The 21,801-nt window shown below is 60.8% G+C and carries 27 protein-coding genes; 13 read left to right on the top strand and 14 right to left on the bottom strand.

Going from position 1 to position 21,801, the window contains the following annotated elements; translation table 11 throughout:
- Window positions 1-248: 248 nt before the first annotated feature.
- On the top strand, window positions 249-1,847 hold the full coding sequence (locus ISX84_RS07335) for a phosphoenolpyruvate carboxykinase (RefSeq protein ID WP_195819691.1): 1,599 nt from the start codon (window positions 249-251) through the stop codon (window positions 1,845-1,847).
- A gap of 24 nt (window positions 1,848-1,871) precedes the next feature.
- On the opposite strand, the gene ISX84_RS07330 is transcribed toward ISX84_RS07335, so the two are convergent.
- Both ISX84_RS07330 and ISX84_RS07325 read right to left on the bottom strand, forming a co-directional pair.
- Entirely contained in the window at window positions 1,872-2,603 is a 732-nt protein-coding gene (locus tag ISX84_RS07330; protein ID WP_195819690.1) for a hypothetical protein, read from the bottom strand.
- A 54-nt stretch (window positions 2,604-2,657) separates the two neighbouring features.
- Window positions 2,658-3,635, bottom strand: a complete 978-nt coding sequence (locus ISX84_RS07325; RefSeq protein WP_326838715.1) for a LysR family transcriptional regulator — start codon at window positions 3,633-3,635, stop codon at window positions 2,658-2,660.
- A gap of 109 nt (window positions 3,636-3,744) precedes the next feature.
- Here ISX84_RS07325 and ISX84_RS07320 point away from each other — a divergent pair, with 109 nt between their 5' ends.
- The 4 genes from ISX84_RS07320 to ISX84_RS07305 all read left to right on the top strand — a co-directional run bounded on the left by ISX84_RS07320 (window position 3,745) and on the right by ISX84_RS07305 (window position 7,141).
- The gene (locus ISX84_RS07320; protein WP_195819689.1) at window positions 3,745-4,104 is read left to right on the top strand and encodes a helix-turn-helix domain-containing protein; all 360 of its coding nucleotides are present in this window, start codon (window positions 3,745-3,747) and stop codon (window positions 4,102-4,104) included.
- A 288-nt stretch (window positions 4,105-4,392) separates the two neighbouring features.
- Window positions 4,393-6,078, top strand: coding sequence for an acyl-CoA dehydrogenase family protein (locus tag ISX84_RS07315; protein ID WP_195819688.1), 1,686 nt, complete (start codon window positions 4,393-4,395; stop codon window positions 6,076-6,078).
- Between the two features lie 137 nt (window positions 6,079-6,215).
- Window positions 6,216-6,737, top strand: a complete 522-nt coding sequence (locus ISX84_RS07310) for a TetR/AcrR family transcriptional regulator (protein WP_195819687.1) — start codon at window positions 6,216-6,218, stop codon at window positions 6,735-6,737.
- Window positions 6,734-7,141 (top strand): META domain-containing protein, encoded by a 408-nt coding sequence (locus ISX84_RS07305; protein ID WP_195819686.1) that lies wholly within the window; start codon window positions 6,734-6,736, stop codon window positions 7,139-7,141. Before ISX84_RS07310 ends, ISX84_RS07305 begins: the two co-directional genes overlap by 4 nt.
- Here ISX84_RS07305 and recO read toward each other — a convergent pair.
- The 12 genes from recO to folK all read right to left on the bottom strand — a co-directional run bounded on the left by recO (window position 7,125) and on the right by folK (window position 16,589).
- Entirely contained in the window at window positions 7,125-7,850 is a 726-nt protein-coding gene (gene recO, locus ISX84_RS07300) for a DNA repair protein RecO (protein WP_195819685.1), read from the bottom strand. The two genes, ISX84_RS07305 and recO, sit on opposite strands and share 17 nt — an antisense overlap.
- Entirely contained in the window at window positions 7,850-8,179 is a 330-nt protein-coding gene (locus ISX84_RS07295) for a DUF1491 family protein (RefSeq protein WP_195819684.1), read from the bottom strand. The genes recO and ISX84_RS07295 overlap by 1 nt, the downstream gene beginning before the upstream one ends.
- A gap of 63 nt (window positions 8,180-8,242) precedes the next feature.
- Complete coding sequence (gene era / locus ISX84_RS07290) at window positions 8,243-9,151, bottom strand: GTPase Era (RefSeq protein ID WP_195819683.1); 909 nt, start codon at window positions 9,149-9,151, stop codon at window positions 8,243-8,245.
- The gene (gene rnc, locus ISX84_RS07285) at window positions 9,148-9,834 is read right to left on the bottom strand and encodes a ribonuclease III (RefSeq protein ID WP_195819682.1); all 687 of its coding nucleotides are present in this window, start codon (window positions 9,832-9,834) and stop codon (window positions 9,148-9,150) included. The genes era and rnc overlap by 4 nt, the downstream gene beginning before the upstream one ends.
- Entirely contained in the window at window positions 9,831-10,670 is an 840-nt protein-coding gene (gene lepB / locus ISX84_RS07280; protein WP_195819681.1) for a signal peptidase I, read from the bottom strand. Before lepB ends, rnc begins: the two co-directional genes overlap by 4 nt.
- Before the next feature lie 119 nt (window positions 10,671-10,789).
- Window positions 10,790-11,197 (bottom strand): holo-ACP synthase, encoded by a 408-nt coding sequence (acpS, locus tag ISX84_RS07275; protein WP_195819680.1) that lies wholly within the window; start codon window positions 11,195-11,197, stop codon window positions 10,790-10,792.
- On the bottom strand, window positions 11,194-11,817 hold the full coding sequence (locus ISX84_RS07270; RefSeq protein WP_195819679.1) for a LysE family translocator: 624 nt from the start codon (window positions 11,815-11,817) through the stop codon (window positions 11,194-11,196). Before ISX84_RS07270 ends, acpS begins: the two co-directional genes overlap by 4 nt.
- Window positions 11,814-12,563: a pyridoxine 5'-phosphate synthase gene (locus ISX84_RS07265; protein ID WP_195819678.1), complete on the bottom strand. Its 750-nt coding sequence runs from the start codon at window positions 12,561-12,563 to the stop codon at window positions 11,814-11,816. The genes ISX84_RS07270 and ISX84_RS07265 overlap by 4 nt, the downstream gene beginning before the upstream one ends.
- Before the next feature lie 14 nt (window positions 12,564-12,577).
- Window positions 12,578-13,249 (bottom strand): DUF2062 domain-containing protein, encoded by a 672-nt coding sequence (locus tag ISX84_RS07260; RefSeq protein WP_195819677.1) that lies wholly within the window; start codon window positions 13,247-13,249, stop codon window positions 12,578-12,580.
- An 88-nt stretch (window positions 13,250-13,337) separates the two neighbouring features.
- Window positions 13,338-15,497, bottom strand: coding sequence for a RelA/SpoT family protein (locus ISX84_RS07255; RefSeq protein WP_229884171.1), 2,160 nt, complete (start codon window positions 15,495-15,497; stop codon window positions 13,338-13,340).
- A 32-nt stretch (window positions 15,498-15,529) separates the two neighbouring features.
- Complete coding sequence (gene rpoZ, locus ISX84_RS07250; protein ID WP_195819676.1) at window positions 15,530-15,883, bottom strand: DNA-directed RNA polymerase subunit omega; 354 nt, start codon at window positions 15,881-15,883, stop codon at window positions 15,530-15,532.
- A gap of 97 nt (window positions 15,884-15,980) precedes the next feature.
- Complete coding sequence (gene folK, locus ISX84_RS07245) at window positions 15,981-16,589, bottom strand: 2-amino-4-hydroxy-6-hydroxymethyldihydropteridine diphosphokinase (protein WP_229884170.1); 609 nt, start codon at window positions 16,587-16,589, stop codon at window positions 15,981-15,983.
- Window positions 16,590-16,686: 97 nt separating this feature from the next.
- On the opposite strand from folK, the gene ISX84_RS07240 reads away from it, so the two are divergent.
- The 8 genes from ISX84_RS07240 (at window position 16,687) to ISX84_RS07205 (ending at window position 21,700) form a co-directional block, all read left to right on the top strand.
- Window positions 16,687-17,241, top strand: a complete 555-nt coding sequence (locus tag ISX84_RS07240; RefSeq protein WP_195819675.1) for a LabA-like NYN domain-containing protein — start codon at window positions 16,687-16,689, stop codon at window positions 17,239-17,241.
- Window positions 17,242-17,343: 102 nt separating this feature from the next.
- A complete protein-coding gene (gene ispH / locus ISX84_RS07235; RefSeq protein ID WP_195819674.1) occupies window positions 17,344-18,294 on the top strand; it encodes a 4-hydroxy-3-methylbut-2-enyl diphosphate reductase in 951 nt (316 codons plus the stop codon).
- On the top strand, window positions 18,291-18,905 hold the full coding sequence (locus tag ISX84_RS07230) for a LysE family translocator (RefSeq protein ID WP_195819673.1): 615 nt from the start codon (window positions 18,291-18,293) through the stop codon (window positions 18,903-18,905). Before ispH ends, ISX84_RS07230 begins: the two co-directional genes overlap by 4 nt.
- Complete coding sequence (locus tag ISX84_RS07225; protein WP_195819672.1) at window positions 18,902-19,558, top strand: glutathione S-transferase family protein; 657 nt, start codon at window positions 18,902-18,904, stop codon at window positions 19,556-19,558. Before ISX84_RS07230 ends, ISX84_RS07225 begins: the two co-directional genes overlap by 4 nt.
- A gap of 31 nt (window positions 19,559-19,589) precedes the next feature.
- Window positions 19,590-20,042, top strand: a complete 453-nt coding sequence (locus ISX84_RS07220; RefSeq protein ID WP_195819671.1) for a DUF3429 domain-containing protein — start codon at window positions 19,590-19,592, stop codon at window positions 20,040-20,042.
- The gene (locus ISX84_RS07215) at window positions 20,039-20,632 is read left to right on the top strand and encodes a class I SAM-dependent methyltransferase (protein WP_195819670.1); all 594 of its coding nucleotides are present in this window, start codon (window positions 20,039-20,041) and stop codon (window positions 20,630-20,632) included. The genes ISX84_RS07220 and ISX84_RS07215 overlap by 4 nt, the downstream gene beginning before the upstream one ends.
- A complete protein-coding gene (gene rnhA / locus ISX84_RS07210) occupies window positions 20,625-21,080 on the top strand; it encodes a ribonuclease HI (protein WP_195819669.1) in 456 nt (151 codons plus the stop codon). Before ISX84_RS07215 ends, rnhA begins: the two co-directional genes overlap by 8 nt.
- Window positions 21,077-21,700, top strand: a complete 624-nt coding sequence (locus tag ISX84_RS07205) for a trimeric intracellular cation channel family protein (protein WP_195819668.1) — start codon at window positions 21,077-21,079, stop codon at window positions 21,698-21,700. Before rnhA ends, ISX84_RS07205 begins: the two co-directional genes overlap by 4 nt.
- Window positions 21,701-21,801: the final 101 nt, after the last annotated feature.

Genomic DNA, 21,801 nt, shown 5'->3' with positions numbered 1-21,801 from the left:
TTAACTGCGAATCAGCACAGTGCTTGGCCGCATTTTGGGCATAACTTGATTACTAATGGCTAAATTGCCGCACATTCCTGCTTTGCTTTCGACAAGGTCTTGGTGCCAAAGCAAGCGCGGGGTGCACCCCTTGAAACAAAGTTGCCCATGGTGGCGCTAACTGCGCGCAAGCCGCCTGTTCAACGATAAAAACGTCATGTTAAGAGGCACTAGCGCCACTTCCGGGCGACGTAATTAGGAGACGACGGATGACACATGGACGGGTAAACCCGGACTTCACGCTCGAAGATCAAGGGATCAAAGGGGCGGGCACCGTCTATTACAACCTCATCGAACCCGATCTCATCCAGCTTGCCCTGGCACGCGGCGAAGGCAACCTGGGCAAGGGCGGCGCGTTCCTGGTAACGACCGGCAAGTTCACCGGACGGTCTCCCAAAGATAAACATGTCGTGAAAACGGACAGCGTTGCCGATACCATCTGGTGGGAAAACAACGCCGCCATGTCGCCCGAAGGCTTCGACGCGCTGCATGCCGATATGCTCGCGCATATGCAAGGCAAGGACTATTTCGTTCAGGACCTGACCGGCGGCTCCGATCCGAAACACGCAATCAATGTGCGCATGGTGACGGAACTGGCCTGGCACGGCCTCTTCATCCGCCACATGCTGCGCCGTCCGGACCGCGAAGACCTGGATGATTTCATCGCCGATTTCACCGTCATCAACTGCCCCAGCTTCCAGGCAGACCCGGCCAAGCACAACTGCCGCTCTGAAACCGTGATCGCGATGAATTTCGACAAGAAACTGATCCTGATCGGTGGCACGGAGTATGCAGGAGAAAACAAGAAATCCGTCTTTACCTTGCTGAACTACCTGTTGCCGGAGAAAGGCGTGATGCCGATGCATTGCTCGGCCAACCACGCCAACGGAAACCCGGTGGATACGGCCGTATTCTTCGGTCTGTCGGGGACTGGCAAGACAACACTCTCAGCGGACCCTGCCCGCACACTCATCGGCGATGACGAACATGGCTGGTCCGACACCGGCACCTTCAACTTCGAAGGCGGTTGCTATGCCAAGACCATCAGCCTGAGCGCGGATGCCGAACCGGAGATCTACGCGACCACTGAAAAATTCGGCACCGTGATCGAGAACATGATCTACGATGACGAGACCAAGGAGCTGGATTTCGAAGACGACAGCCTGACCGCCAACATGCGCTGCGCCTATCCGCTGCACTACATCTCCAACGCGTCGGCCTCGGCCCGTGGCGGGCATCCCAAGAACATCATCATGCTGACCTGTGACGCCTTTGGCGTGCTGCCGCCGATCTCTCGGCTGACGCCAGCCCAGGCGATGTATCACTTCCTCTCGGGCTTTACCTCCAAAGTAGCGGGAACGGAACGGGGCGTGACGGAGCCCGAACCCACGTTCTCCACCTGCTTCGGCGCGCCCTTCATGCCCAGGCGGCCCGAAGTCTACGGCAACCTGCTGCGCGAAAAGATCGCAACCCATGGTGCGACTTGCTGGCTGGTGAACACCGGCTGGACCGGCGGCGCTTATGGCACCGGGTCCCGGATGCCGATCAAGGCAACGCGCGGCCTGCTGACGGCAGCGCTGGATGGATCACTGGCAGACGCGACCTTCCGCAAGGACCCGAATTTCGGGTTCGACGTGCCGGTGGATGTGAAAGGGGTGCCCAACATCCTGCTCGACCCACGCCGCACCTGGGATGACGCGGAGAGCTACGACCGGCAGGCCGCAAAGCTGGTCAAGATGTTCTCGGACAACTTCGAACAGTACCTTCCCTTTATCGATGATGACGTGAAGGCAGCGGCGATCAGCTGATCGCCGCTGGCCGCCCGCGCGGTTTCAAGCGGCCTTTTTCTGCGGCTCAGGCACGTCCACCACGTCGACGATCGGCATCTCGAGCAAATACCGTGTGTCTTCATTGGTCAGGTAGCTGAGGAAACCTTCAAGAGGCCGGTCCGACCCCTCGCGATACCATCGCAGCGCGCCCGGCTCGTTGTGCATATAGCCCATACGCTCGGCAAACCCCTTGAACGCCACCGTACGCGCCATGAAGCCGAAAATGGTGTCGGGGTCCCACCGGCACATTGCTTCGTGGATACCGTAACGCGCAAGCACCGTGGACAGTCCCGTGCCGCGATACGGCCCCGTGTCCCCCATCCAGACTTCGCCGTGATACACCACGTTTCCCTTGATCCGGTTTGCACCGGGGCTGGCGCGGTAGCGTGACCGCTTCAGATCGAGATCGGGGATGGCGGGCGGGAAATCCCGGAACCGTTTGAGCATGTAGCCACTCAGCGACTGCTCGCCCAGGTTGATCAGCCGGGACGCCTGCGTGTGCATCATCATCCCGTCCGCGTCGCGCGCGACCAACCAGAAGGCGTTTTTTTCATTGAGATCGTGGACATCGGGATCAAACGGCGCCCCCAGCACCTGCTGTGGTCGTTCCCGTTTGAGAAGTGCGCGATACTTAAGGAAATCTGACCCAATCGTGACTGTAATATGGTTTTGATGCAGAATATCGCGGCTTGTGGCCACGAATTGTGTCCCCGCATTCAAACTTTGAAAAGACATGCCAAAACTCCTTTGCACGAGCATCCCCATGCAAAGGTTAGACGAAATAAGTGCTTAACGCTCGAACTTTGCGTCCGCAGGGTCCATATTTACCATAATATCGGCAGAAGGTTGCACAATCTTGCCATGATCGAGCCCAGATATCTCAATATCGGACGAAGGCTCGACAAGGGAATAAAGTGCGAGGCTGCCGTCAGGGAATCGCCCTCCTAACATTAGACGTTGATAATTGACGGGTTTCAGGCCCCCATCCGCTTCGGACGGGACAAGAGTAAAAACATGGTCCAAGCGCAAACTTTGTGTCGACTGGACCTCGTGGAAGGGCTCATCCAGCATGCGCGCAAAGTCGTCGCCCCCGGGCATGCGCCCGAGAGATCGGCCAACGCTGCTGCGGGCTTTTGCCCAACCAAACCATTTAACAAAAAACGATTCTTCGCCAAATTCGACGCAGATCCATCCTGCGATCGTATGACGGTAGACGATGAGATACGGGCGCACGTGCTCCATGAAGGGCGATTCGATATCCCCCCCGGCCATGGCCCAACTGCGCAGCGTTTCGCGCTGCAGGCAGGAGGGCGAGTCCCACACACGCCCCAGTGAATGCTGCTGCTGCCAGAAACACCAGCCGTCCGGCAGAACCGAGCTGAAAAGCTGCAGCCCGTGCACGTGGCTGACGTTACTGTTCAGCCAGGCGTTTCCACGGGCAAGAATGCCAAGCGCCTCCGGCAATGCGCGTTCTCCGGCCTCGGTCAAGCCGTATTGCCGGTCTTCGACGGTGAACAGCGCCTCTCCCTTCGCCTCTTCGAGCTGCGCGATATGGCGGCGCACGGTTTGCCGGGTGCTCCCCAACTCCTTGACCGCGTGACTGAGGTTCAGCGTTCTGGCGAGAGTCGTGAACGACCGAATCATCTCATGGAGCAATCCATGAGAATCAGCGGATTTCTTCACCGCTTCAGACGTATCCGACGGGTCCACGACGCGATTCATAATACTAATGGTAAATAAATCACCCAGTAATGCAACATTTTTCACCCATCACCTGAACATTTTTAGTCAAAAAAAAGAAAAAGGTACTCAGTTGAACGATTCGCTGATTCCCGCGAAAAGTGAGAACAGTCACAACCAGAGGTGTTAAATAGTTATGTCCCATCCAGTTGATGTTCACGTTGGTCGCAAGTTGAAGCAGATCCGCACGATGCGCCGTTTGTCCCAGACAGATGTCGCCCGCGAGTTGGATTTGTCTTTCCAGCAGATCCAGAAATACGAAATCGGATCGAACCGGATTGCTGCCAGCAGACTTTACGAGTTGTCGCGCATCCTTGATGTGCCCACGTCTTACTTCTTCGAAGGCCTTGATACGTCGGCAGAAAAATCTGAGCGTCGCGATCCGAGCCTCGAAATCGTCACGGCACTGGCTGCCATCCGCGACGATACCATCAAGACACGCATCGTGACGTTCATCGAGGACGTTTCCGGTGTGACTGTGGCGCGTCAGGGCTGAGCCCCTGGTGGCCGGCGCATCGGTAGACAGTTTCACCTGCCTTCCGATGCGCCTTTAGTACTCCAAGAATCGTTAATGAGTTTGTGACTGATCAGCGCCGCGCCAGCGGCGTTTTTCATATCTGCATACCCCTCAATAGGCCGTTGCGCCCAGCAACGTACCGAGCACAGGCAGATACCGTCAGAAACGTCACGAAATTTTCGACCAAATTGCCGCACCAATCGGCATTTTTGTTGCGCTGCAGGTGCGAAAGACCTACATCACACACAACCGATGAAGGATGTTATGATGCCCCATGATGGACAACCCGCACCGACGCACACCCAAGTGATTCTCGACGACCTGCTTGCTCTGACAGCCGCCGCCCTGCCCCCGGTGGACAGCTTGCTTGTCACGGCGACTGCGCGTGTGAAAACACTGGTCACGGATGGCGACCGGGTGTCGGGCGCGCTGATCGAGACCCATCAAACGGCAGCGCACGGATTGGCCTGGATCGCGACATATGCGCAAGCGCTGCGCCAGATGCAAAACTGGGCGAAGAAGCTGGAATCCGAGGGCAGCTTTGGGGAAACCGAACAGCTGATCCATCAAATCGCCTTTGGCGAATACCTCTGGCAAATCTATGGCGGCATCCAGATGAACCAGGGTGAGATCCTGCGCCTGCAAGACCTTGGCCTTGACCAGTCCGATATGCGGGCGCTGATGGAGCCCGCGATCATGACACTGACGCAGGGCGGCAATACGCAGGCCGCGCGGACGCGGCTCGTGGAATTGATGCAGGAGCATTCGGCAAATATCACGACCGGCGCCTCGGGTCTCGAAGAAGAGCTTGAGATGATCCGCGAACAGTTCCGGCGCTACGCTGTGGAAAAGGTTGAACCCTATGCCCACGACTGGCACCTCAAGGACGAATTAATACCGCTGGAGGTGATCGAAGAACTGGCGGAAATGGGCGTCTTTGGCCTGACCATCCCTGAAGAATACGGCGGGTTTGGCCTTTCCAAGGCGGCCATGTGTGTCGTCTCCGAAGAGCTGTCGCGCGGCTACATCGGCGTCGGAAGCCTCGGCACCCGGTCCGAGATTGCAGCTGAATTGATCATGGCAGGCGGCACCGACGCCCAAAAGGAGAAATGGCTGCCGCGTCTTGCCTCGGCCGAAACGCTGCCCACGGCGGTCTTTACCGAGCCCAACACGGGCTCGGACCTCGGCAGCCTGCGCACCCGTGCGGTCAAGGAGGGCGAGGACTACAAGATCACCGGCAACAAGACGTGGATCACCCACGCGTCGCGTACCCATGTGATGACATTGCTGGCGCGTACCGATCCGGACACGACCAATTACAAAGGCCTGTCGATGTTTTTGGCCGAAAAGACGCCCGGTGATGACGCGAACCCCTTCCCGACCGATGGGATGACCGGCGGCGAGATCGAAGTGCTGGGCTATCGCGGCATGAAGGAATACGAGCTGGCGTTTGACGGCTTCCACGTCAAAGGCGAGAACCTGCTGGGTGGTGAAGAAGGCAAGGGGTTCAAGCAACTCATGGAAACCTTCGAATCCGCGCGCATCCAGACCGCTGCTCGGGCGATCGGCGTGGCGCAATCGGCGCTCGACATCTCCATGCAATACAGCCTCGATCGTAGACAGTTCGGCAAGGCGCTGATCAACTTCCCGCGTGTCTCATCCAAACTGGCGATGATGGCGGTCGAAATCATGATCGCGCGGCAGCTGACCTATTTCTCTGCCTTCGAAAAGGACCAGGGGCGGCGCTGCGATGTGGAAGCCGGGATGGCCAAGCTGCTGGGCGCCCGTGTTGCCTGGGCTGCGGCGGACAACGGCCTGCAAATCCACGGCGGCAATGGTTTTGCGCTGGAGTACAAGATCAGCCGCGTGCTCTGCGACGCCCGCATTCTGAACATCTTCGAAGGGGCGGCAGAGATTCAGGCGCAGGTGATCGCGCGGCGCCTGCTCGGCTGACGGCAAACGCGGCACCCCACACAAAAACGCGCATATTGGCGCGCACGAAATACTGTTGGCACGCGGTTAACTGCGGTTTACCGCGTGCGACCGTCTTCGCACTTGCAGCATGACATGCCGCTGCGTATGGCTAGGCCATGGCAGCAAAGCGACTCACCCGCCAATCGTGGATCGACGCCGGGCTTGATGCTCTGGTGGCGACGGGCCCTGCAGCTCTCGCAGCGGAGCCTCTTGCCCGGACGCTCGGGTCGACCAAAGGTTCATTCTACTGGCATTTCAAAGATGTGCCCGCGCTGCATGACGCGGTTCTGAAGGACTGGCAATCGCGCGCGCTGTCCGACATCGCAACCGCGCTGTCCGAGAACGGTGCCGCGGAGCAACGATTGCGCACCTTCGGCAAACGGTTGTTGCGAGACAGGCAGGATCCTGCATTTCGCGGATGGGCGCAGACGTCTCCGTCGGTCGCAGCCGTCGTGTCGGACGTGGACGCCGAGCGCCTGACGTATATGGCCAGCCTTCTGGCTCACCTCGGCGTCGGAAACCCGGAGTTTGCCCAAAGCTGTCTGGCCGCACTCATCGGATTGCCGCAACTGCAGGGCAAAACCAAACCTGCCAAGGCGTATGACACGATGATCGATCTGGTGCTTGCTCTGAAATGACCCAAGCCTGTCGTGGTGTTCTGGCCTGCATCGTGCTTGCGCTGGCGCTGAGCGCCTGCCGCCGCGATGAAACCGTCACCGCCTATGGCGCCGCCGATAAAACCTGGCGCCTGATCGAGATAGACGGCGCGACCGTTCCCTACGATGCAAACCTGCGCTTTCCGGAAGCTGGCCAGATTGCCGGTGATGCCCCCTGCAACAGCTATTCGGGTGCGATGACGGTGCCCTACCCCTGGTTCGACGCGCAAGAGATCGTGGCGACGCAACTTGCCTGCCCGGACATCGACGCCGAGACAACCTATCTGGCAGCGCTCAGCGAGATGACACTCTCCGAAGTGCTGGGGGATACGCTGATCCTGTCCACCGCCGAGGGGCGCAAGATGGTGTTCACAGCCGACGGGTGAAGGCGTCAACAAACCGGGCGCGTGCTTCCGGCAAAGGCTTGTTCCCGAGGTCTTGCGCCAGATGGGCGCTCAGAAAATGCCCGGTGGTGACAAACGCCTGTGCGATCTCGTCATCACCCGCCGCACCAGCGCCGCGTAACACATCCGGCAGGGGCAGGAGCCTGTCCACCCAATCCCCTGCCGCGCCGCGGGACACCGCGCGCCCGGACTTGGGCGAAACATACGCTAGATCGTCGGTCTGCCCGGTAACGGCGCAGGCGGCCAATTCCAGGGCGTAGCCCATTTCCTCCAGCAGGCTGACCTCCCATCGCAAATAGGCCAGCGGCCAGATCTCCGTCGCGTCCAGCAGGTCCAGCAACTGCTCGGACTGCAGGTAAAGCCGTTTGTGCGGCTCCCGCTCCGGCAGGCAAAACGCCAGCAGGGCCGTCACGGCATTCAACCCGGCCAAGGCCAGACGATCCCCCAGCGCGGCGGCAGCGCGGCTGCGCACCGGTTCGACCTGGAAACTGCCGATATGATCTTCAAGCCGCGCGCGCCAGGTCACGTCAAGCTGCGCGCCGGGTTGCAGGACAGGTGCGATCTTGCGGCTTGTGCCGCCGCGCACGACACCGGCGTGTCGCCCATGCTCGGGCGTGAAAACCTCGATGATCGCAGAGGTTTCGCCGTGACGTCGGGTGCTCAGCAAAATCCCTTCGTCACGCCACTCCATCAGTCCAACCCCGGCTGGTCGAGCAGGTGACGCCCCTGCCGATCCTCCACTTCGATCACCCAGATGTCCGGGTCATAGCCTTGCTGCCGGGTGATGCTGGCATCCACCTCCGCCTCGTCCCCCTGCTCCAGAATGGCCCAGGTGCGCGTGTCGTCCATCAGGTTGTAGCTGCGTTGATAGACCGTGGCCTGCCCGTCGAGCCGGTTCAGTTTCACGAGGATACTGCCCGCCGTATCATCGCCATGGCTTACGATGAAGGCCGGGATGTCCTGCCCGCGCAATCTGGTCAGATAGGCGTCGATCCAGAAGCGCGCGGTCAGCCGGGCCATGATGCTGTCACCCCTGTCTGACGGATCAAAACCGGTTTGCCAGAGTGGGCCGGAACAACTGGCTCAGCTGTTGCCATCTTTGAACTCAAGCCCCATCTCGGAGTATCTTTCCGCCTCGTCCAGCCAGTTTGGTCGCACCTTGACCTGCAAGAAGAGATGCACCCTGCGGCCCAGAAACTCTTCCAGCTCTTCCCGGGCGGCCTTTGACACCGCCTTGATCGTCTCGCCCTTGTTGCCCAGGACGATCCCCTTGTGGCCGTCTCGAACAACGTAAATCAACTGATCGATCTTAGCCGACCCATCCTTGCGCTCTTCCCAGCTTTCGGTCTCCACCGTGAGCTGATAGGGCAATTCCTGATGCAGGCGCAGGGTCAGTTTCTCGCGTGTCATCTCTGCGGCGATCATGCGCATCGGCAGGTCGGCGATCTGATCCTCGGGGTAGAGCCACGGACCTTCCGGCACCTCAGTTGCCAGCCACTGGCGCAGCGCATCCACGCCATGTCCCCGTTCCGCAGAAATCATGAAGGTGTCGACAAAGAGGTAGCGGTCGTTCAGATCCTTGGAGAGGCCGAGCAACACTTCGGCCTGCACCCGATCAATCTTGTTGATGGCCAGCGCGACTTTGCGGCCCTGCCCGATATCGGCAAGGCCTTCTAGAATGCGTTCTACGCCCTCGGTCACGCCGCGCTGCGCCTCGACCAGCAGCACCACGACATCGGCATCCGCGGCACCGCCCCAGGCTGCCGCCACCATGGCCCGATCCAACCGACGACGGGGTTGAAAGAGCCCAGGTGTGTCGACAAAAACAATCTGCGCATCGCCTTCCATCGCCACGCCCCGAATGCGCGCGCGGGTGGTCTGGACCTTGTGCGTCACGATCGACACCTTGGCCCCGACCATACGGTTGAGCAGGGTGGATTTGCCCGCGTTAGGCTCGCCGATCAGCGCCACAAATCCTGCGCGGGTGCTCATTGCGTTTTCTCCAGTTTTGCCAGCAAGTTGCCAGCGGCTGCCTGTTCCGCCTGCCGCTTCGATCCGGCCGTCGCCTGTTCACTCTCGCCGGTCTCCAGGGCGGCGGCAATGGTGAAGACGGGGGCATGATCAGGACCGGAGCGGTTCACTTCAGAGTAGGACGGGGGTGGCAAACCGCGCGCCTGCGCCCATTCCTGGAGGGCGGTCTTGGCATCGCGCGCATCATCCTCGACCTCATGCACCCGGTCCCCCCAAAGCGTCAGAATCAACGCTTTGGCCGCGTCGAAGCCCGCGTCCAGATAAACCGCCGCAATCACCGCTTCGATTCCATCGCCCAGAAGCGCCTGCTTGCGCCGCCCGCCGGACAGCATTTCCGACCGGCCAAGGCGCAGCACGGCGCCAAGATCAATCTGGCGCGCCACATCCGCGCAGGTCTCTTTCCGAACGAGGGCGTTGAAGCGCGGCGCCAACTGGCCTTCGGTGGCACCTTTATCCAGTGCCAGAAGCGCCTCGGACATCACCAGCCCAAGCACCCTGTCGCCGAGGAATTCAAGCCGCTGATTGTCATCCCGGTTGGCCGAAGACATCGAGGCATGGGTCACCGCCTGCGCCAGCAATTCGGGCCGGGAAAACTGGTGGCCCAGACGGTCCTGAAAAGACCTCAGTTCCGCCGAGAGTTTCACTCGACCGCCTTGAAGAAACGATCACCGCGCCACGTCCAGAAGAACAGCATGGACCGCCCGCCGGAAGAGAACATGATCCGATCCGCCCGTCCGATCAGGTTCTCAAAGGGTACGAAACCGACGCCCTGCACCTGTTGCGCCAGACGGCTGTCGGCGGAGTTGTCGCGATTATCGCCCATGAAAAAGTAATGCCCTTCGGGCACCCGGTAGACGCCGGTGCGATCAGAACTTTGCAACCCGATGTCCAGAACGATATGCTGCGTGCCGCCCGGCAGTGTCTCGATCGCGCGGGCTTTCTGGCACACACCGCCGTCGCCCACGGGGCCGTTCGCACATCTGGGACGGCGGCCTTCCGGTCCCTGCGGCTCCATGGTTTCTTCGAAAACGCCCGCAGGCTCCTGCGGTGCCGCCTCTCCATTGATGTAGACGACGCCATCCCGCATCTGGATGCTGTCACCGGGCAGGCCAATCAGGCGCTTGATATAGTCGCGACCGGACACAGGGTGGCGAAAGACCACGACGTCACCACGATCAGGCTCACCGCCAAACAGCCGGGTGTTGTCGCCGTCAAACACGCCACAGATATCCTTGGCATCGATGTTCACCCCAAAGCGCGGCATGATCAGGCTGGGGCAGGACGCATAGGAATAACCATAGGCCATCTTGTTGACAAAGAGGAAATCGCCAACCAGCAACGTCTCTTTCATGGAGCCGGATGGAATCCAGAACGGTTGGAAAAACAGGGTGCGGAAGACACCGGCAATCAGCAGCGCATAGACAATCGTCTTGATCGTCTCGACAAAGGCGTTCTGCTTCTTTTCTTCTTTGGCGGCCATCGGGCGCTCCCACTCATTGATCTGCGCCTAAATGCGGGTGCGACGGGGGCAAGTCAACCCGAGCGCACGCAACGTTCGGTGAGCCCCGACCGGAGTTATCGGAAAACGGGTGCCGGAGGTTACTTTGAGGTGATCGGCAAGGCTTCGATGACCACAAAGGCCTGCGCCCAGGGGTGGTCATCGGTCAGGGTGACGTGGATCACCGCCTCATGCCCATCCGGCGTCATCTCGGCCAGACGTTCGGCCGCCCAGCCGGTCACCTGCATCACCGGCTGGCCGGTGCGCAGGTTGCTGACAGCCATGTCTTTCCAGGCGATCCCCATCCGCAGCCCCGTGCCCAGCGCCTTGGAGCAGGCCTCCTTGGCGGCCCAGCGTTTGGCGTAAGTGCCTGCCACATCCTTACGCCGCTCTGCCTTGCGCTGTTCCACTTCGGTGAAAACACGATTGCGGAAACGGTCGCCAAAGCGGTCCAGCGTGCCCTGAATCCGCTCGATGTTCGCGAGATCCGTGCCGATGCCAAGGATCATTGCAAGCGCGCTGTCAGGATCTTGAAGCTCGCAAAGCCAAAAAATCCGGCAAAGGCCACGTCGAACCAGCGCTGCGCACGGGCGTAGGCGCGCACGACCTTGGAAGAGGAGAACAGCAAAGCATAGCCTATGAAGATCAGGATGGAGCCGGTGTAGAGCAGAGCGAAGTACCCAAAGAGCATCGCAGGCGCGGCATCAACGGGTGCAACAATTGCGTAGATCGAGCCCCAGCTCAGGATCGCCTTGGGGTTGGTGAGGTGGATGGCCGCCCCCTTCATGAAGAGAACCCGCGCGCCGCCGGAAAACGGGGTGCCCATCGCAGTCCCTTTGGGGGACATTGCGCGGCGCAGCGCCTTGAACGCCAACCATCCCAGATAGAGCGCGCCCGCATATCGGATCATCTCGAAAATCCACGCATTGGCGAGCATGATCGCAGAGAGCCCAAGCGCGGCGGCTATGCCCCAGCTGGCGGAGCCCGCAAGGATACCCAGCGCGAAGGCGAGCGCTGACATACGGCCGGCGGACATGGCAGTCCCCGCGATGCCCATGGTTGCAGGACCGGGTGAGCCGCCCGCGAGCAGCCAAGCGACCCAGATGGCGGCGAACTGTGCGGTGATCATGCCCGCGCCTCATCCATTAGGCGGCGCATTTCCTTGATCGCAGGTTCAAGGCCCAGAAAGATGCTCTCGCCGATCAGGAAGTGACCGATGTTGAGCTCCATCACTTCGGGGAAGGCCGCAACCGGCATCACCGTATCATAGGTCAGGCCGTGTCCCGCGTGCACTTCGAGCCCCAGCGAATGGGCATATGTCGCCATCTCGCGCAGGGCGTCGAGTTCATCGTGATGGGTATCGAGTTCACCATCCGCATAAGCGTCACAGTAGGCGCCGGTGTGCAGCTCGATCACCTGCGCCCCGATGCGGTGTGCGGCGTCGATCTGGCGTTTGTCCGCTGCGATGAAAATCGACACCCGGCAGCCCGCGTCCCTGAGCGGCGCGATGAAATGCGCCAGTTTGTTCTCCTCCCGTGCCACTTCCAGCCCGCCTTCGGTGGTACGTTCCTCGCGCTTTTCCGGCACGATGCAGACCGCATGGGGTTTGTGGCGCAGGGCGATCTTCTGCATTTCGTCCGTCGCGGCCATCTCGAAGTTCAAAGGCACATTCAGCACCTCCATCAGCCCTTCGATATCCGCATCCGAGATGTGGCGGCGGTCTTCGCGCAGGTGCGCGGTGATCCCGTCCGCGCCCGCTTTTTCAGCAATACGCGCCGCTCGCAGCGGATCCGGGTAAGCCCCGCCGCGCGCATTGCGCACCGTTGCCACGTGATCGATGTTTACGCCGAGGCGCAGTTTTTCGGTATTGGCCATCAGACAGCCCCCATTTAGTCCCCGGTTGGATGTTCCGCTTTGCGTTTGACGTCTGCTTTTGCAGCAGCTTTGGCCTTGAGGGCATCGAACTTGGCTTTGATCATACCTTTGCGACGCTTTTGGTAAACCCGAATAAGCGGCACGGAGAGGTAGTAGCACAGGGAGGCAAAGAAGATGCCCGGCAGCACTCCTCCGACCAGGTAGGGAAAGAAAATCTCATCATAAAACACTGACAGCCGCGTCCAATCGGCACGGGCGTCGGTGAAGATGGCGAGGAAGTTGTCTTTGAGATCCGCCGCCGCATCTGCAAACTTGCCCACGAAAGAGCGGTGAATACGTTCATCGATGTGATCGCCCAGCAGCCAGTGGCCGGTGGAGAGGGCCGTCACCCCGATGGGGACATAGGTCAGCGGGTTGCCAAAGAACGTGCCCATCAAGGAGGCCAGCACATTGCCACGCATGATCGTGGCCAGACCCGCAGCGATGAAGAAGTGAAACCCATAAAACGGCGTGAAGGCGGCAAAGACCCCGGCCCAGATACCGCGGGCGATGCGCTCGGGACTGTCGGGCAGGCGCCGCATCCGGTGTTTGACGTAATGAAACGCACGCGTCCAGCCGCCACGCGGCCAAAGCAGCTCGACCAGGGCTCGGGGCCAGCTTTTGGGGTCGCGGCGTTTGAAAACCAACGGATGGGGTCCTTTTCCAGTTTGTCCAAGGCGTCTGCCCGCGCATGACACCCCGAAATTGTGACCTACAAGTGGCCGGGTCGCGACATCAGGCAGGTGTTTCTGCTGTCCCTTGTGCCACATTACGCAGACGCGAAATCTCTGCCACGTCGCCTTCGGCTTCCAGTGTCAGCATCAACGAGTGCAAATGCGCCACGTCTCTGAGTTCCACATAAATCAGAAGACGGTAAAAGTCAGGTTTCCTATCGATAAATTGCAAATCTGAAATATTCGCCCGGGTCTCCCCGATCAAGGTGCAGATGCGCCCAAGCGTGCCTGCATCATTATTGAGCGTTACGTCAAGCGTTGCACCATATATCGCAGAATGCGGACCTTCGTGCCAGCGCAGGTCGATCCAGCGATCCAACTGCTCTTCATAGGCGCTCAGACGGTCACAATCGATCGCGTGTACAACCACGCCACGCCCCTTGAAGGTGATGCCGACGATACGCTCCCCCGGCAGGGGCTGGCAGCAAAACGCGCGCTCAAATGACTGGCCCCGCGCCAGCCCGACAACGGCCCGACGCGCATCGACCTTGTCACCGGTTTTCGGCGTCAGGTCAGGGTAAACCGCCTGCACCACTTCACGCCCGGTGATCTCGGCGCTGCCGAGACGGGCCAGCAAATCGTCGCGCCCGTCAAAACGCATGTGGCGCGCCGCCGTCGACAGGGCCTTGTCCGTGGCCTTGCGCCCAACGTGTTCAAAGGCGGATCGTGCCAGTTCGCGGCCCAGCTTCACAAAGCGTGCGCGGTCCTCGTCGCGCAGCGCGCGGCGGATGGCAGAGCGTGCCTTGCCGGTTGTGGCAATATCGAGCCAGGTGGCTTGCGGGCTTTGCCCTTCGGCGGTGATCACCTCCACGCTTTGGCCATTCTTCAACCGGGTCCAGAGCGGCACGCGCATGTGGTCGACCTTGGCACCCACGCAGGCGGTGCCGATCCGGGTGTGGATGGCAAAGGCGAAATCAATGGGCGTGGCGCCACGCGGCAGTTTCACCACCTCGCCCTTTGGCGTGAAGCAGAAGACCTGGTCGGAATACATCTCAAGCTTGACCGCCTCGAGGAAGTCCTCGTGGTCTTCCTCAGCGTCGAACTGTTCGGTCAGCGTGGTGATCCACTTCGCCGGGTCCACGGCAAAGGGGTTTTTCGACCGCACCCCATCGCGGTAGGACCAATGCGCCGCCACGCCGGTTTCGGCGACATCATGCATCTGGCCCGTTCTGATCTGCACTTCCACCCGCTTGCCGTCGCGCCCCGACACAGTGGTGTGGATCGAGCGGTAGCCATTCGATTTCGGTTGGCTGATGTAGTCCTTGAACCGGCCCGGTACGGCGCGCCAGCGCTGATGGATCGCCCCCAGGGCGCGGTAACAGTCCTCTTCGCTCTCGGTGATGATGCGGAAGCCGTAGATGTCGGAGAGACGGGAAAACGTCTGCTCCTTCTCCTGCATCTTGCGCCAGATGGAGTAGGGTTTCTTGGCGCGACCAAAAACCTCCGCCTCCACGCCCGCCTTATCCAGCTCCAACCGCATGTCGCCGGTGATCCGCTGGATCACATCGCCGGTTTCGCGCTGCAGGTTGATGAAACGGCGGATGATGCTGGCGCGGCCTTCCGGATTCAGAACACGGAACGCGAGGTCTTCGAGTTCCTCCCGCATCCACTGCATCCCCATGCGCCCGGCAAGCGGCGCAAAGATATCCATCGTCTCACGCGCCTTTTGCGCCTGTTTCTCGGGACGCATCGCCTTGATCGTGCGCATGTTGTGCAGCCGGTCCGACAGTTTGACCAAAATGACCCGCAAGTCCTTGGACATGGCCATGAAGAGCTTGCGGAAATTCTCCGCCTGCTTGGTTTCCGTCGAGTTGAGCTGCAGGTTGGTCAGCTTGGTCACCCCGTCCACAAGTCCGGCGACTTCCGCGCCGAACCGCCGGGTGACCTCCAGATAGGAGGCCTGGGTGTCTTCGATGGTATCATGCAGCAGCGCGGTAATGATCGTCGCGTCATCCAGCTGCTGTTCGGTGAGAATCGCGGCCACGGCCACCGGATGCGTGAAGTAGGGCTCGCCGGAATAACGGGTCTGGCCTTCATGCATCTCGCGGCCATAATCATAGGCCGCGCGGATCAGTGCTTCGTTGGTCTTTGGATTGTATTTGCTGACAAGGCTGACCAGATCGTCGGCTGTGATGTCCATCTGGTCGGTCGTCGTGATCATCCGTCAGCCTCTGGGCCGGGGCCTGGCTGGTGTCAGCTCTGGCCCTGCGCTGCCATCAACTGCCGCAACAGCATCTCTTCGGACATGCTGTCTTCCTCGGGCTTGTCCTGCTCGGCCCCCATGAGAAGCGCCATGGCGTCCTCTTCGGGCTCATCCACCTCGATCTGGTTCTGGTTGCTCTCGATCAGGCGCTCGCGCAGCTCGTCGGCGCTTTGCGTTTCATCGGCGATCTCACGCAGCGACACGACCGGGTTCTTGTCATTGTCGCGGTTCACAGTGATTGCAGCACCGGAGGAGATCTCACGCGCGCGATGTGCGGCAAGCATCACCAGTTCGAACCGGTTGGGAACTTTATCGACGCAATCTTCAACGGTGACGCGGGCCATGGAACACTCCATAAATCGGGGATTTGTCAGAAGTGCAGTATTTAGGCCCCTTTCAGCGGATTTACAAGCGCCTATTGCAGCTCTTCGGCCCTGCCTGTCAGAGCGCGACGACCTCCTGTTTCAATGCCTCCGGCAAGGCTGCCAGCATATCGGTCACGCTCAGCCCAAGTGCCGGATGCTCCCAATCCGGCGCAACATCGGCCAGGGGCACCAGCACAAAGGCACGCTCCTGCACCCGAGGATGAGGCAGAATCAGCAGATCGGGCTGGCGGGTCATCTGCTCGCTGAGCGGCAATGCGCGCCAAACCGCGTGTGTTTCGGCATCCGGCAGCACAATATCGCCGACACCGATCAGGTCGAGATCAAGCGTCCGATCCCCCCACCGCTTCTTTCGGGTCCGTCCCATCTGGGCCTCGATATCGTGAAGCAGTTTGATCACCTCTTGCGGGGAACGATCGGTTTCGATGCAAACAGCGGCGTTGATATAGTCAGCCCCGCTGCCCGGTGGGAAGGCTGGCGTCTGATAAAGCGGGCTCCGGGCGCGAATCACTTCGAAGCATTTTGAGAGTGCAGCAATCCCCTTTTCGACAACCTCTGCGGGGGTTCTGCCCTCCGATGGGCGGTTTGACCCAAGGGCAACCAGCACGATTGTTCGGTTTTGTGGCAGTTTTTCGCCGGATTTTGGCGAGAGTGTCTCTTGCGGCAAGATAAAAAAACCTTATTTTTGAACTGATCGGTTCGCTAAATAATTAATCATATTGTTTCGTGAGCACCAGCGGCCGGCCCCATCGGAAGGACCAAAAATGTTTTACAAGGACGAACGGCTTGCGCTGTTCATCGACGGCTCGAATCTCTACGCCGCCGCGAAGTCACTGGGCTTTGATATCGACTACAAGCTGCTGCGTCAGGAATTCATGCGTCGGGGCAAGTTGCTGCGTGCGTTCTATTACACGGCCCTTCTTGAGAATGACGAGTATTCGCCCATTCGCCCTCTGGTTGATTGGTTGAACTACAACGGGTTTACCATGGTGACAAAACCCGCGAAGGAATACACCGACAGCATGGGCCGCCGTAAGGTCAAGGGAAACATGGATATCGAGCTCGCGGTGGATGCCATGGAACTGGCGCCGCGGGTTGATCACATCGTTCTTTTTTCCGGGGACGGTGATTTTCGACCGCTGGTCGAAAGCCTGCAACGCTCCGGGGTTCGCGTATCGGTAGTATCGACCATCCGCAGCCAGCCGCCGATGATTTCGGATGATCTGCGCCGTCAGGCGGATAACTTCATCGAACTGGATGAGTTGAAGGATGTGATCGGTCGACCACCGCGCGAAATGCCGGATGCCGCCAACGGCTGATCTTTTCCGGGTAGCAGGTCGCTCTGGACGCTGCCGGGTCAAAGCCTTACCTCTGGTGCAGTGACATGAGACGCATTTTTGTGCGGTGACCGGAGCGCATCTATGAGCAAGCCCCCTTTGACCCTTTACCTGGCCGCGCCGCGCGGCTTTTGCGCAGGTGTTGATCGCGCCATCAAGATTGTCGAGATGGCCTTGGAGAAATGGGGCGCGCCGGTCTACGTGCGCCACGAAATCGTGCACAACAAATTCGTCGTCGATGGGTTGCGCGACAAGGGCGCGGTGTTCGTCGAGGAACTCGAAGAATGCCCCGATGACCGGCCCGTGATCTTCTCCGCCCACGGCGTGCCCAAGGCGGTGCCCGCCGCCGCCGCCGCGCGCGAGATGATATATGTGGACGCCACCTGCCCGCTGGTCAGCAAGGTGCACATCGAAGCACAGCGGCATTCAGACAACGGCCTGCAGATGATCATGATCGGCCACGCGGGCCATCCCGAGACCGTGGGCACCATGGGGCAACTGCCCGAGGGCGAGGTGCTGCTGGTGGAGACCCCCGACGATGTGGCCACCGTCGACGTGCGCGACCCCGAACGGCTGGCCTATGTCACTCAGACCACATTGAGCGTGGATGACACGGCAGAGGTCGTGGCTGCCCTTCAGGCCCGGTTCCCCGCCATTGTCGGCCCGCACAAGGAAGACATCTGCTACGCCACCACCAACCGGCAGGAAGCCGTCAAGGCCATGGCCCCAAAATGCGACGCGATGCTGGTGGTGGGCGCGCCAAATTCCTCGAACTCCAAGCGGCTGGTTGAAGTCGGCGCGCGCGCAGGCTGCCAATACGCACAGCTGGTGCAGCGCGCGACGGATATCGACTGGCGCGCACTCGAAGGCATCCGCAGCATCGGCATCACGGCTGGCGCCTCGGCACCCGAAGTGCTGATCAACGAGGTGATGGATGCGTTTTCCGAGCACTATGACGTGACGCGGGAGGTTGTGGAAACCGCCGTCGAAAACGTCGAATTCAAGGTGCCACGTGTCCTGAGGGTGCCCGCATGATTTCCGTTCAGTTCCTTCTCACGGCCATTGTGGTCGTATTGGCCCCTGGCACCGGGGTGATCTACACACTCGCCCTCGGGCTCGGTCAGGGGCGTATGGCCGCGTTTTGGGCGGCGGTAGGCTGTACCTTTGGAATCGTGCCGCATCTGGCTGCCGCCACGTTGGGGCTCGCAGCAGTGCTGCACACCTCCGCCGTCTTGTTCACAATCGTGAAATTCGCAGGCGTTGCCTATCTTCTCTATCTCGCCTGGCAATCGCTGCGCTCGGGCGGCGCGCTGGCGATCTCGGCGGACCGCAAGGTGGAGAACGGCTGGCGCATCGCCCGGCGGGGCGCATTGATCAACATCCTGAATCCCAAACTGTCGATCTTCTTCCTCGCGTTGCTGCCACCTTTCCTGTCAGGCAATCCAACGACTGCCACGCTGGAGATGACCGTGCTGGGCGGAATTTTCATGGCGCTGACCTTTGCGGTCTTCCTGCTTTACGGGCTCTTTGCCGCGCAGGCGCGCGCATGGCTGCTGGGCTCTGAGGCAGTGATGCGCTGGCTCAACCGCTCGTTTGCCGCGATCTTTGCCGCCCTTGCAGGCCGCCTCGCGCTGGAACGGGCGTGAGTGACCTCACGCTTTATGGCCACAGACCCTCTGTCTATACCCGCGTAGCCCGGCTGGTGCTGGCCGAAAAAGGGCTGAGCTATGACTACCGCGAGGTCGACCCTTTTGATCCGGACGCCAAGGCCGAGCATCGCACGCCACATCCTTTTACCCGTGTCCCCCTGCTGGAGCATGATGGCATTAAGATCTACGAAACAGTCGCGATCGCGCGTTATCTTGACGCGGCTTTTCCGACACCGTCGCTGACCCCCGACGCCCCGCGCGCCGTGGCGCGGATGGCGCAGGTCATCTCCATCGTCGATGCCTATGGCTACTGGCCGCTGGTCCGACAGGTGTTCAGCCAAGGCGTCTTCCGGCCCGCAGATGGGCTTGAGACCGACAAAACCGAATTCGCAGCGGGTCTTGCGGCGGCTGAGGGCGTGCTCGAGGCGCTGGAGACCGTTGCCGTCGAAGGCTACGTGCTGACCGGGGACACCCCGACACTTGCCGATTGCCATCTGGCTCCGATGATCGCAGCCTTTGCCGCAGCGTCAGAGGGTCGAGCGGCGCTGACCCGACGCCCTGCCCTGTCGAACTGGTGGTGCAAGTGGGCAACCCGCTCCAGTATGCACCAAACTGATGCGGGCTTTGACGCGGCACACCCAGAGTCTTGACCTCGCTGGTTCACATGTCACAAAGCAGCCTATGGCCCGTATCCCCACCGCTCCCCTGATCCTCGGCCTCGCCGGGCTTATCCCTTTTGTCTGGGGCGCGGTCACGATGCTGAATGGCGCCTTGGCAAGCTGGGGCGCTGACGCCTTGGGCCCGCGGTTCATCGGTCCTTACATTCAGCTTTTCTACGGCTCGGTGATCCTTAGCTTCATGTCCGGCGTGCTTTGGGGCTTCGCCACCAAAACGACGGGTGGGCGGGCCGCTACCGGCTACGCACTATCCGTCATTCCCGCCCTCTGGGCCTTTTTCATGACCGGCGGCGGGCCGACCACGGCCGGGTTGAATCTCATCTTCGGGTTTCTGGGCTTGCTGATGCTAGATTTCGCCTTCTGGCAATGGGGGCTGGCACCGCGCTGGTGGATGTCGCTGCGCCTCCTTCTGACCGCCATCGTCGTGCTGTGCCTGAGCGTTGGAGTATTCCTGTGAGCGATGATGAGACCCTGAAAGTCTATGCGGATCGGGCGCAGGACTATGCCAAGCGTTTTACCGGCGACAGCAAGCAGAATGCTCACCTGATGGCATTCATCGCGGCCCTGCCTGTGGGCGGCCATGCGCTCGATCTGGGCTGCGGGCCGGGCCATGCCGCGGCCAGGATGGCAGATGCAGGGTTGCGGGTGACGGCGCTCGACCCGGTGCCGGAAATGGTTGATCTGGCGGCGGCTCATGCGGGCGTCAAGGCGCAGATCGCCAGTTTCGATGACATCGCGGGGACCGACCTCTACGATGGCATCTGGGCCAATTTCTGCCTGCTGCACGCGCCACGCGAGGCCATGCCCCGCCACCTGGCCGCCCTGGCACAGGCGCTCAAACCCGGCGGGCGGTTTCACATCGGCATGAAAACCGGGACGGGATCCAAACGTGATCCCATCGGACGGCTTTACACCTACTACACCGATACGGAGCTGAGCGGGCTTCTGGAAGACGCAGGGCTGACTGTCACGGAACGCACCACAGGTCGAGAGAAGGGCCTTGACGGGGTTCCGGCAGACTGGATATGCCTCGCCGCTCATGGCTGAGCTATTTGCATATACCGACGGTGCCTGTTCCGGCAATCCGGGTCCCGGCGGCTGGGGCGCGCTGCTGCGCGCGATGGACGGCGATACCGTCGTAAAGGAACGTGAGTTGAAGGGGGGCGAGCCGGATACCACGAACAACCGCATGGAACTCTTGGCCGCGATCAACGCGCTGGAGAGCCTGTCGCGGCGCAGCAAGATCACCATCGTGACCGACAGCAATTACGTCAAAAACGGGATCACCGGCTGGATCTACGGCTGGAAAAAGAATGGCTGGAAGAATGCCGCCAAAAAGCCCGTGGCCAATGCCGAGCTCTGGCAACGGCTGGACGCGGCGAATGCCCGCCACGACGTGACGTGGGAGTGGGTGAAGGGGCATGCGGGCCACCCAGAGAATGAACGGGCGGATGAATTGGCACGGGCGGGCATGGCCCCCTTCAAACCCAAATGACCCTGATCAGCTTTCTGGACTACGCTTCCGTCTTCATCTTTGCGCTCACCGGCGCGCTGGTGGCCTCGCGCCAGCAACTCGACATCGTGGGCTTTGCCTTTGTCGCCTGCCTCACGGCGGTGGGCGGCGGTACGGTGCGCGACGTGCTGCTGGACCGCAACCCGATCTTCTGGATCGCCCAACCCACCTACATTGGTGTAGCCTGCGCGGCGGCCCTGCTGGTCTTTCTGACAGCACATCTCTTTGAAAGCCGTCTGAAAACGCTGATCTGGCTCGACAGTTTTGCCTTGGCCGTCGCGGTGCCTGCGGGCACGGGGGTGGCACTGGCGCTGGGGCAGCCGCTTCTGGTGGTCGTGCTGATGGGTACGATCACGGGCTGCATGGGCGGGCTCTTGCGGGATGTGGTGCTCGACGACGTGCCGCTGGTGCTGAAACAGGGTGAGCTTTATGTGACCGCAGCCTTTGCCGGTGCCACCGTGGCCGCTTTTGCCCGGCCCTACTTCCCGGACGCATTGGTGCCCTTGATGCTCTGCGCCGCGATAACCTGGGCCTTGCGGGCGGGGTCCCTCGCGTTCGGTTGGCGCCTGCCCGTGTACAAAAGCCGCCCGCCGCGCAGCTGAACGGGGCCCCGGAAAGAGCTCAGCGGTTCTCACTGCCAAATCGGAACCTGTCCAAGCGGCGGTCTCCTCACGTCTTTGCATGCAGGATCAAAACAGCAAGA

This window comes from Roseobacter sp. MH60115 (assembly GCF_015644665.1).
Taxonomy (GTDB): Bacteria; Pseudomonadota; Alphaproteobacteria; order Rhodobacterales; family Rhodobacteraceae; genus Roseobacter.
The sequence above is the reverse complement of the archived record's forward strand: the minus strand, read 5'-3'. Positions and strand labels throughout refer to the sequence as shown.